The sequence below is a fragment of the Mesorhizobium sp. M1342 genome, assembly GCF_040317955.1.
GTDB lineage: Bacteria > Pseudomonadota > Alphaproteobacteria > Rhizobiales > Rhizobiaceae > Mesorhizobium.
On record NZ_JAMYLI010000019.1, the window covers coordinates 140,255 to 150,121 of the forward strand.

The 9,867-nt window shown below is 60.9% G+C and carries 10 protein-coding genes and 1 pseudogene; 5 read left to right on the forward strand and 6 right to left on the reverse strand.

Going from position 1 to position 9,867, the window contains the following annotated elements; all coding sequences use genetic code 11:
- Positions 1-18: 18 nt before the first annotated feature.
- From tsf to NKH06_RS20750, 5 genes are all read right to left on the reverse strand, one after another.
- The gene (gene tsf, locus NKH06_RS20730; protein ID WP_023812936.1) at positions 19-939 is read right to left on the reverse strand and encodes a translation elongation factor Ts; all 921 of its coding nucleotides are present in this window, start codon (positions 937-939) and stop codon (positions 19-21) included.
- 109 nt (positions 940-1,048) lie between these two features.
- Entirely contained in the window at positions 1,049-1,837 is a 789-nt protein-coding gene (gene rpsB, locus NKH06_RS20735) for a 30S ribosomal protein S2 (protein WP_023812937.1), read from the reverse strand.
- Positions 1,838-2,040: 203 nt separating this feature from the next.
- Positions 2,041-2,319: a DUF4031 domain-containing protein gene (locus tag NKH06_RS20740; protein WP_023812938.1), complete on the reverse strand. Its 279-nt coding sequence runs from the start codon at positions 2,317-2,319 to the stop codon at positions 2,041-2,043.
- A 43-nt stretch (positions 2,320-2,362) separates the two neighbouring features.
- Positions 2,363-3,661, reverse strand: coding sequence for a lysophospholipid acyltransferase family protein (locus NKH06_RS20745; RefSeq protein ID WP_023812939.1), 1,299 nt, complete (start codon positions 3,659-3,661; stop codon positions 2,363-2,365).
- Positions 3,662-3,774: 113 nt separating this feature from the next.
- On the reverse strand, positions 3,775-4,602 hold the full coding sequence (locus NKH06_RS20750; protein WP_023812940.1) for a cell envelope integrity EipB family protein: 828 nt from the start codon (positions 4,600-4,602) through the stop codon (positions 3,775-3,777).
- 138 nt (positions 4,603-4,740) lie between these two features.
- Between NKH06_RS20750 and NKH06_RS20755 the strand changes: the two genes are divergently transcribed.
- The 5 genes from NKH06_RS20755 to NKH06_RS20775 all read left to right on the forward strand — a co-directional run bounded on the left by NKH06_RS20755 (position 4,741) and on the right by NKH06_RS20775 (position 9,069).
- Positions 4,741-5,205 (forward strand): RidA family protein, encoded by a 465-nt coding sequence (locus tag NKH06_RS20755; protein WP_023812941.1) that lies wholly within the window; start codon positions 4,741-4,743, stop codon positions 5,203-5,205.
- Positions 5,206-5,218: 13 nt separating this feature from the next.
- Positions 5,219-5,947 carry a glycerophosphodiester phosphodiesterase gene (locus NKH06_RS20760; protein WP_352893813.1) on the forward strand — a complete coding sequence of 243 codons (729 nt, stop codon included), beginning with the start codon at positions 5,219-5,221 and terminating at the stop codon, positions 5,945-5,947.
- Between the two features lie 50 nt (positions 5,948-5,997).
- The gene (locus NKH06_RS20765) at positions 5,998-7,212 is read left to right on the forward strand and encodes a GNAT family N-acetyltransferase (protein ID WP_352893814.1); all 1,215 of its coding nucleotides are present in this window, start codon (positions 5,998-6,000) and stop codon (positions 7,210-7,212) included.
- A gap of 99 nt (positions 7,213-7,311) precedes the next feature.
- Positions 7,312-7,743, forward strand: coding sequence for an HIT family protein (locus tag NKH06_RS20770; RefSeq protein ID WP_352893815.1), 432 nt, complete (start codon positions 7,312-7,314; stop codon positions 7,741-7,743).
- A 183-nt stretch (positions 7,744-7,926) separates the two neighbouring features.
- On the forward strand, positions 7,927-9,069 hold the full coding sequence (locus tag NKH06_RS20775) for a phosphatase PAP2 family protein (RefSeq protein ID WP_352612296.1): 1,143 nt from the start codon (positions 7,927-7,929) through the stop codon (positions 9,067-9,069).
- A 42-nt stretch (positions 9,070-9,111) separates the two neighbouring features.
- Here NKH06_RS20775 and NKH06_RS20780 read toward each other — a convergent pair.
- Positions 9,112-9,748, reverse strand: a pseudogene (locus tag NKH06_RS20780) (chloramphenicol phosphotransferase CPT family protein).
- Between the last annotated feature and the right edge of the window lie 119 nt (positions 9,749-9,867).

Consider the following 9,867-nt stretch of genomic DNA (forward strand, 5'->3'; position numbering starts at 1 on the left):
CGTGAGCCCTGGAAAGGGCTATTTCTTGACCGCTGCAGCGACTTCCGCGGCGAAATCGGTCTCTTCCTTCTCGATGCCCTCGCCCAGCGCAAAGCGCAGGTAGGCGGTGATCTTGGCCGGCGCACCAATCTCCTTCTCGGCATCCTTCAGCGCCTTCTCGACAGTGATGTCGGGATTGAGCACGAAGGCCTGCTTCAGGAGCACGACTTCCTCGTAGAACTTGCGCAGACGGCCCTCGACCATCTTCTCGATGATCGCTTCCGGCTTGCCGGACTGGCGCGCCTGGTCGGAGAAGATCGCCTTCTCGCGTTCGACCGCGGCCGGATCGATCTGCTCTGCCGTCAGCGCCAGAGGGTTGGTGGCGGCAACATGCATCGCCACCTGGCGGCCAAAGGCGTTGGCGGCATGCTCATTGCCCGTGGTCTCGATCGCGACCAGCACGCCGAGTTTGCCAAGGCCGTCGGCAACCGCGTTGTGAACGTAGGTAGCGACAGCGCCGTGCGGAACGGTGAGCTTGGCCGAGCGGCGGAAGCCCATGTTTTCGCCGATGGTGCCGACAGCGTCCTTGATGGTGTCGGCAACCGACTTGTCGGACCCCGGATACTTTGCGGCGGCCACAGCCTCCGTCGTGCCATAGGCCAGCGCAACCTTGGCAACGTTGGCGACGATTTCCTGAAACGCGGCGTTGCGGGCCACGAAGTCGGTCTCGGAATTGACTTCCACGACGGCAGCTTCGCGCACGCCATTGTCGACGCCGATCAGACCTTCAGCCGCGGTGCGGCCAGCCTTCTTGTCGGCCTTGGAGATACCCTTCTTGCGCAGCCAGTCGACGGCCTCTTCCATGTTGCCGTTGGTCTCGGTCAACGCGGCCTTGCAATCCATCATGCCCGCGCCGGTCAAGTCGCGGAGTTCTTTGACCTGTGCAGCCGAAATGCTCATTGTCGCCTCTTTGTTTTAAATGCACCGACGCACCATCGGTATTCGATGGTGCGTCTGTTTAGCGTGCCAAAATATGAGAAAGATGAAGGCCGCAACCGGCCTTCGATTATCAAGCTTCGGGAGCTTCCGACGCCGGGGCCGGAGCCGGGTCGAGCGCGGGTTCGACCGGAGCTTCGACCGAAGCGCCGATGTCGACGCCGAGCGCGCCCTGCTGGCGGGCGATGCCGTCGATCGCAGCCTTGGCGATCAGGTCGCAATAGAGCTGGATGGCACGGGCCGCGTCGTCATTGCCGGGGATCGGGAAGTCGATCTTGTCCGGATCGCAGTTCGAATCGATGATGGCGACGACCGGGATGCCGAGGCGCTTGGCCTCGAGGATGGCGATCGCTTCCTTGTTGGTGTCGATCACGAACATCAGGTCGGGCGTCGAGCCCATGTCCTTGATGCCGCCCAGCGCCTTGTCGAGCTTCTCGCGCTCGCGGTCGAGGTTGAGGCGTTCCTTCTTGGTCAACCCTTGCGCTTCGCCGGCCAGCATCTCGTCGAGCTTGCGCAGGCGCTGGATCGAGTTCGAGATCGTCTTCCAGTTGGTCAGCATGCCGCCGAGCCAACGCGAGTTGACATAATACTGAGCCGAACGCTGTGCCGCATCGGCGACGATGTCGGAGGCCTGGCGCTTGGTGCCGACGAACAGCACGCGGCCACCTTTGGCAACGGTGTCGGAAACCTGCTTCAGCGCCTGGTGCAGCAAAGGCACCGTCTGCGACAGGTCGATGATGTGGATGTTGTTGCGGGCGCCATAGATGTAGGGCGCCATCTTCGGGTTCCAGCGGTGGGTCTGGTGGCCGAAGTGAATGCCAGCTTCTAAAAGCTGGCGCATGCTGAAATCAGGCAGTGCCATTCAAAGTTCCTTTCCGGTTAGCCTCCACGGACACAGGCATTTTTGGACTTTGTCCTCGAACGCCACCGGAGGTTTCAGCCGGATTTCTCCCGGGCAGACACCAAAGTCCGTGTGTGGAATGAGCGCGCATATAGAGGGGATGCGCGATAAACGCAAGCGCCGCAGGATCCGTGGTGTTGCGTGCGACGATCCGCGCCCTGCTGTCAGCGCTTGACCTTGCCGTTCGGCACCCGCACCCGCCGGAAGACCGCGACGATCTCCTCGCGGCTGCATTCGATAGCGCCGAGCCGCACCGCACGATCACGCTCGAAGCCCGTTATGTCATAATGCGGCGCCGAAGTCTTGGGCGGTCCCTGGTACGATGAACGCTTGACGCCGAGCCGGGCGGCAAAGCGATGCAACTCGTCGGTGTCGTCGGCCAACAGATGGCACCAGCGATGGCCGGCCCAGTTCCAGATCGCTGCGTCGACATAGACTGCCATGAGGCTTGCCGTATTCCTTCATCTTGCGCCGACAGGCACTCGTCTAGCGATGATAGAAGGGATTCGGATAGAAAATGAAGCCGCCGCCGGCCTCGACTTCAGCCACGGTGCTGGTCATTGTGTCCTGCATGCGACGATGCAACTCGGCAACCGCATCGTCGATCGAGCCGGCATACTCATGCAGGCCCAGCGCCTCCGGCGCCCGGATATGGGCGCAACGCGGTCCGGCCGGCTGCGGAATGAACCGGTTGATCGTGTCACGCAGTCCGCCCCGGCAATAGTCGTTGCGGACCCGCTTCAGATGTTCGGCGATCTCTTCCAGGCTGATGCGCGGGTTGGCCGCGGCCCAGGGCCCGACGCGTTGCAGCCTCTGAATCGTGTCGGCGAGCGCGCGGACCTGCTTTCGGCCTTCCGCATCGCCACTGTTTTCGCGCTGCCAACGACGCGCCCGCCGCAGAAGTTCGGTTGCGTCGGTGACATCAGTGTCGGGCGAGATGCTTTCGCCGAGTCGGCGGCCGAGTTCAGCAACCAATGCCTGCTGACGCTCGGTATAGGTTGCGCCTTCGTCGGATGGCATGCCCGATGCTGCTTCATCGCGGGCCAGCAGCGTCGAATAGACATGGTGGATGCGCTGCGGCAGCGTGTCGGTCGCAAGGCGTTCTATTTTCAGGCTTTTCTCGACATAGGCGCATTCCTTCGCCAGCGCCGCTTCGACATTCCCGGTGAAGGCCAGCTTCCAGACGACTGGCGCGATCCAGACCTTGAAATCCGGATCCGTGGCCCGGCCGCGCTTGAGGGCCTCGAGCCCCATCTCGACGGCACCCGGCAGCAAAGGCGCAACGACATTGGCATGCCAGCCGACGCCGCCTTCGGGATGCAGCAGCACGCCATGGCCTTTCAAGGCCCAGGCGATCGAGTGTTCCTTGGCTGCCCCGCTGTTGCCCGGAATCTGGGCGATCAGATTGTTGGCCAGCCAGAACTTCTGCATCAGCCGGCCAAGGCCGTTGACGACACCGTTGGTTGCCCATGAGGCCGTGAGCGGGCTGACCTGCGACACAATCTCCTTGTCGATCATCCAGTCGGTGAAGAACTCGGGATGATTGGGCGTGATGAAGGTCGCCTTCCCTGCCCCGCAACTGGCCTTCAGCCGCTCAAGATCGGCGTCGGGAAAGTCGATATGGCGGACATTGGCGACGCCGCGAAGACCGGCCAGGCGATTGAACGGCAACAGATCCCGAAATCCGGGAATGCCGCGCAGCATGACGATCCGGTTGACGGATGTCATGGCCCTGATCAGTGCCGGGTTGGGCCGCGGCGCGACGAATGTATCGATCCTGCTCAAGCTGATCCCCCTCGCGCCTGGACGCTGGGAGAGGTTGAGAGACGATTGCGGCACGTTCAAGTCGATCGCAACGACCACGCCGTGTCGTGGTAAATCAACTGCCTAGACCGGCACTATTTGGCGGGGCAGGGTTTCGTCTGGTCGAACAGCGACAGGTTGACCAGCTTGCCGGTCATCGAGAAGTCGCCATAGTCCATGACGAGATCGCGGGTGATGCCGTTCTCATGCAGCTTGAAGCTGATACGGTATTCCGGCACCTCTTCGCCCGTCTTGTTGGTGTCGTCGAAATAGGCGATGTCGACCGGCCAGTATTTGTCCGTGGCGAGCTTTGCCAGTGCCGAAGCTTCCGGGTCGGCCTTGTCGGCATCGGTTTTCTTGCCGACCACGACAGTGGTGGTCATCACCTTGTTGGCGTCTTCGGAACCGTCGAACAGGTTCGTTTCGTAAAAATTCTCGCCTTTTTCGGCCTTGCCGATCAGCTCGACCAGGTGCTGGGTCGGAAATTGGGTTGTCGCCAGCTCGACGCTGTTCTTTTCAGGCTTGTCGATGTCGACCTTCAGGCCCTTGGTCTCTTTCGTGGCGATGCCCTTGACCTCCTTGTCGAGGTTCTGGTCGACGAAGGATTTTGTCACGAACGAAAAAGTCTTGCCTTCGGCGTCCTCGAAAGTGGTCGTCTGCTGGTCGGTCAACCTGGTGTTGTCGGCGGTGACGATCTGGGTGACGAAGCGGAATTTCACCGTATAGCCTTCGCAGGCCGAGCCATTGAACTCATAGACCATGCGGCCGGATATGCCCGTGATGCCGGACTGATCGGAAGCCTTTTTCAGGGTAAGATCGTAGACGGCGCGGTGGGCTTGCAGCGCCGGCGCGGCAAAGGCAGGGCCTATCGAGAGGGCTCCCGACAACAGGACGGCATGGAATGCGAGGCGCGTTGCGCGCATGAGGTACTCCGATCGTCGCGACTGATGGCAGGCCGCAGGGAAAGATGGTCCAGCTTAAAAAAAGTCGTGGCGGAAGCGAGGCAAAAATAGCAATTTCGGCCCGGCCGGCGCGGCGTCACCAAGCAATAGGGAAATACCATGAGTGAAACAATCGAAAAGCGGCTAAGTGATCTGGGTGTGACGCTTCCCGTCGCCGCCGCGCCCGCCGCCAACTACGTGCCCTATTGCCGGACCGGCAATCTGCTGTTCACCGCCGGGCAATTGCCGCTCAAGGACGGCAAGCTGCAGGCGAGCGGGCTGTTAGGTCGCGATCTGGATACGGCAGGCGGCAAGGACGCGGCAAAATACTGCGCGATCAACATCCTGGCGCAGGCCAAGGCAGCACTCGGCGACCTCGAGAAGATTAGCCGTCTGGTGAAGATCACCGTTTTCGTCGCCTCGGCACCTGAGTTCGTCGAGCAGCATCTGGTTGCCAACGGCGCCTCCGATTTCCTGGTGGCGGCCCTTGGCGAACGTGGCAAGCATGCGCGCTCCGCCGTCGGCACCGCCTGCCTGCCGCTTAATGCCGCAGTGGAAATCGAAGCCGTCTTCGAAATCGAATGAGCCAGGGGCTGATATGACCGACCTATCCTGGCTGACCGCCCGGCCCGTCGCCCATCGCGGCTTCCACGACATGAACAAGACGCGCTGGGAAAACACGCTGTCGGCCTTCGCTGCGGCCGCCGAGCGCGGCTATGCCATCGAATGCGATGTCCACCTGTCGTCCGACCGCGTTCCAGTCATCATTCATGACGGTGATCTCAAGCGCCTGACCGGCCAGGATGGTTTCGTCTGGCAGCGTACCGCAGCTGAACTCGCGGCGCTCAGGGTCGGCGGCACGGCGGACCATGTGCCGACGCTGCAGGAAGCGCTCGACCTGGTGAACGGCCGCGTGCCATTGGTGGTCGAGTTGAAAGGCACGCCCGGCTATGACGAAGGCCTGGTGGCAAGCGTCGGCAAGATGCTCAAGCGCTACAAGGGCAAAGCGGCGATCATGTCGTTCGACCACTGGCTGGTCCGCGATTTTCCGAAGGACGCGCCGGGTATCCCAGGGGGGCTCACCGCCTACGGCAAGGACGTCGGGCTGATCGAGGCGCATTTCGCCATGCTGGCGCATAAGATCGCCTTCACCTCCTATGCCGCAGGCGACCTGCCGAACCCATTCGTCAGCTTCGTGCGCGAAAAGCTGAAAATGCCTGTTATCACCTGGACGGTGCACGACCAGCCGGCGGTCGACCTGACCTTCAGATATGCCGACCAGATGACGTTCGAGGGGTTTGAGCCCGATCTGGTCAAAGTCGCATGAGTGTCTGAAACGTGACTTGTACCAGGCCGGACGGAGCTTAAATAAGCCTCATGGATCAGGGCGACGAGGGCGACGGACAAACGGCCAATGCGGACTATTCGATCCGCGTCGCCGCTGGCATCGGCGCCTTCACCTGTGATGAATGGAACAGCTTTGCTGGAACCGCGCGCGGAGATTCAGAAACCAGTTACAATCCTTTGGTTTCCTTCGCTTTTCTAAGTGCGCTCGAAGATTCTGGATGCGCCGTGCGGCGTACCGGCTGGCAGGGCCATCACCTCAGGCTGGAGGACGGGCAAGGCAGATTGCTGGGCGCGGTGCCCTGTTATCTCAAATCGCACAGCCAGGGCGAATATGTGTTCGATCATGGCTGGTCGGATGCCTTCGAGCGCGCCGGCGGCCGTTACTACCCCAAACTGCAAAGTGCCGTGCCGTTCTCCCCGGTCACCGGCCCTCGCCTGCTGGTCAGCAAAGGCGAGGACAGCGCCAAAGTAAAGGCCGGTCTCGTGGCGGGCCTGAAGGCGGTGACGCAAAAACTCGGCGTCTCTTCCGCGCATGTCACCTTCGCGCAAGAGAGCGATGTAGAGGTGCTGGAAGCGGCAGGCTTCCTGCACCGCACCGACCAGCAATTCCATTTCTTCAACGAAGGCTTTTCGACCTATGACGACTTCCTCGCCACCCTTGCCTCGCGCAAGCGAAAGGCGATGAAGAAGGAAAGGCGTGAAGCGCTTGCCCCAGGCATTTCGATCGACCGGCTGACCGGCAAGGACCTCACGGAGAAGGCCTGGGACGATTTCTTCGCCTTCTACATGGACACCGGCAGCCGCAAATGGGGTCGGCCCTATCTCAACCGTCAATTCTTCTCGCTGATCGGCGAACGCATGGCCGACGACATCCTGCTGGTGATGGCGAGGCGCAACGGGCGATACATTGCCGGGGCCATCAATTTCATCGGCTCCGACGCACTCTATGGCCGCAACTGGGGCTGTATCGAGGACCATCCCTTCCTGCATTTCGAGGTCTGCTATCACCAGGCGATCGACTTCGCCATCGAGCGCAAGCTGAAGGTGGTGGAGGCGGGCGCGCAGGGCGAGCACAAGCTGGCGCGCGGCTACCGGCCGGTGACCATGCATTCCGCGCACTACATTGCACACCCAGGCCTGCGCAATGCCGTCGCCGACTACCTCCGGCGCGAACGGCAGGAGGTGGAGCGGATGAGCGAATATCTGGAAGAGCACACCCCGTTCCGCAAGGATCTGGAGGAGTAGCAACAGGGCTGCCTTGACGAGCAGGGCCGACTTCGTCCGATCGTCTTGCCGATTTTCCACCGTTTCGCTACACGAAAGGCACAATTCGGAGCGTTCACCATGACAGAGGCCGCCTACGATACCGACAACATCTTCGCCAAGATCCTGCGCGGCGAAATTCCTTCGCACCGCGTCTACGAGGACGAAGCGGTCATCGCCTTCATGGATGTGATGCCGCAGGGGCCGGGTCATACGCTCGTGGTGCCGAAGGCGCGATCGCGCAACCTGCTCGACGCCGACCCGTCAATTTTCGGCCATCTCTTGAGCGTCGTTCAGAAAGTGGCGCTGGCGGTGAAAAAGGCCTTTGGTGCCGACGGCGTCACCATCATGCAGTTCAATGAGCCGGCATCGGGGCAAACCGTCTATCATCTGCATGTACATGTCATTCCGCGCTTCGACGGCATCCCGCTGAAGTCGCACACGGGAGGAATGGAGAAGCCGGAGGTGCTGACCGAAAATGCCGAAAAGATCCGGACTGCGCTCAAAAATTGAGAGCGAGAGGCCAGCCGATGTGGCGGACCGGGTAGCGCCGTTTAGCCGAGAAGACGATTCTAGTGCCCGGCCGTGCCGGCGCCGGGACTCAACCGTTTGCAACTCTAATCGTCTGATTAGGAAATATTGAACCGTCTCACGGTAAAACAGTAACGGCGTGGCGAGCTGTGGGGCTTCAAAACCATGGAAGATTCGGTTGCGGCATCGGCCCCGCTGACGGGGGCAATTTTCGGACGTGCTTTTCTTGGTATCTTGGCGGATGCCTTTTGGCGACACCGGCTGCTGCACGCTATGGCTGCCGCTGCGCTGCTTCTGGCAAGCGCAGTCGGGTGGCACACTGGAAACATGCCGGATTTCGGCGTTCTGGAGGAATACGCCGAGTATCTTTTCATCGCCTTCTGGATTTGCGGCTCAGCCCTTGCACTTGGGACGCTTTTCCACCTTGCGCTGGTCCAGCGGGATACCGAACCGCTGCACACCTTCCTCAAGTCACTGGGTAGATTCTTTGGCGATGCCGAACGCATTGCCAACAGCCTGAATGGCCTGGGTGCGGGTCTTGCCTTCATATCCGCGATCGGTGTGTTGAAGGGAGCCATTGCAATCCTCTCTCCGTTTGCATGGGACAAAGCATTGGCTCACGCCGATCGCATCCTGCATTTCGGTCGAGCCCCGCACGAATGGTTGTGGTTTGTCGTCCAGTCGCCGCTTGCGTTGAAGATCATCAACATCGCGTACAATTTCTGGTTCGTCGTGCTCATCACCACGGTTTTCACCGTGTGCATCACACGCAAGGATACGAAGCTGCGTCACCAGTTCCTGATGAGCTTCATGACGATGTGGACGCTGGGTGGCTTCTTCCTCGCGATGGGCCTGTCGTCGGCTGGCCCTTGCTTTTACGAGCGATTGGGGTTCGGCAACGACTTTCACCCCCTCATGCAAGCACTTGCCGTTGCCGATCGCGTCTATCCGATCTGGGCGCTCAGCACGCAGGATATGCTGTGGAGTGGCTATACCGGCGCAACTACCGGCAGCGTCGGTATATCCGCCTTCCCATCCCTGCACGTTGCGATGGCGGTGCTGTTCGCCCTCTACGCAACACGGCGGTCTCGGCTGGCCGGTCTTGTGATGTGGTTATTCGCCGGCGTCATTATGGTCGGTTCCGTCGTACTTGGCTGGCACTATGCCGTGGATGGCTATGCGGGTGCATTCCTGATGATCGCGATCTGGAAGGCGTGCGGATATTTGGTGACACGTTTCGCGTCGGACCGCATGGCCGCTGAAATCGAGAGCTCCACCATGCAATCGCCGGCCGTATGCGGGCTGTAAATTCGCCGATCTGGACGAACCCGCCTGCGGCGGCCATGCCGGTCAAAACGGCTCAAGGGCCGCGCTGGATGGGTTGAATAGTTTCTGAAACGCTGTTGGATACGGTGCTTGCCGAAGCTGCTCTGCGATCGTATCCGCGCATTGCCCAGGGCTGAGGAGCGAGGTGTCGACTTCCAGATCGTACACGCCTGGGCGGTGGACCTCTTCTTGCCACAGACGCACGGGCAGCGGACGGGATCATCGGGCGAGCCGATTACATATCCCTTGTCTGCCGCGCTGGCCGCACGCCTTTCCATGATGATTTCCGGCGGGCAGCGAACACCGACAAACAGCACCGGCAGACCTACAAGCCGGCGCGCGCAATCGGCCACAATGTGAAGTGGTCTCGAATAAGCATCGTGATGGCCGACATCCGTCACGACATTCAGCCCTAGCCGGCTGTGGGCGGCAATCGATTCGTAGAGCGCGGCGTACAATCCGGGCACGGAGGCCTCAAGGTCCGGACGCTCGCCGCCAGGCCGCAATCCTATCCAGGCCGATAGCGTGGCGGCGTGGCCTGCTCGTAGACGTCGACACCGAGATTGAGCCAGACACCGTCGAAGCTCTCCTGAATAGCCCTCGCGATGCTTGATTTTCCCGATCGCGGCGCGCCGTTCAGGATAATGATCTGCCCGGCCATGCGTCCTCCCGCTCCAATGAAAAAAGCCCCGTTTTGAACTGACCCCATAAAGTTGGACGGTTCATTGAGTTGGTAGGTTTAAGGGCTGGTTCCTGTATTGCACAGGGGCCAGCCCTTTC

Bases quoted from the DNA above. Each gene is read 5' to 3' on its own strand.
- NKH06_RS20740 (WP_023812938.1), bottom strand. From the start codon at position 2,319: ATGGCAGTCTATGTCGACGCAGCGATCTGGAACTGGGCCGGCCATCGC.
- NKH06_RS20775 (WP_352612296.1), top strand. From the start codon at position 7,927: ATGGAAGATTCGGTTGCGGCATCGGCCCCGCTGACGGGGGCAATTTTC.
- NKH06_RS20750 (WP_023812940.1), bottom strand. From the start codon at position 4,602: ATGCGCGCAACGCGCCTCGCATTCCATGCCGTCCTGTTGTCGGGAGCC.
- NKH06_RS20770 (WP_352893815.1), top strand. From the start codon at position 7,312: ATGACAGAGGCCGCCTACGATACCGACAACATCTTCGCCAAGATCCTG.
- tsf (WP_023812936.1), bottom strand. From the start codon at position 939: ATGAGCATTTCGGCTGCACAGGTCAAAGAACTCCGCGACTTGACCGGC.
- NKH06_RS20765 (WP_352893814.1), top strand. From the start codon at position 5,998: ATGGATCAGGGCGACGAGGGCGACGGACAAACGGCCAATGCGGACTAT.
- rpsB (WP_023812937.1), bottom strand. From the start codon at position 1,837: ATGGCACTGCCTGATTTCAGCATGCGCCAGCTTTTAGAAGCTGGCATT.
- NKH06_RS20755 (WP_023812941.1), top strand. From the start codon at position 4,741: ATGAGTGAAACAATCGAAAAGCGGCTAAGTGATCTGGGTGTGACGCTT.
- NKH06_RS20760 (WP_352893813.1), top strand. From the start codon at position 5,219: ATGACCGACCTATCCTGGCTGACCGCCCGGCCCGTCGCCCATCGCGGC.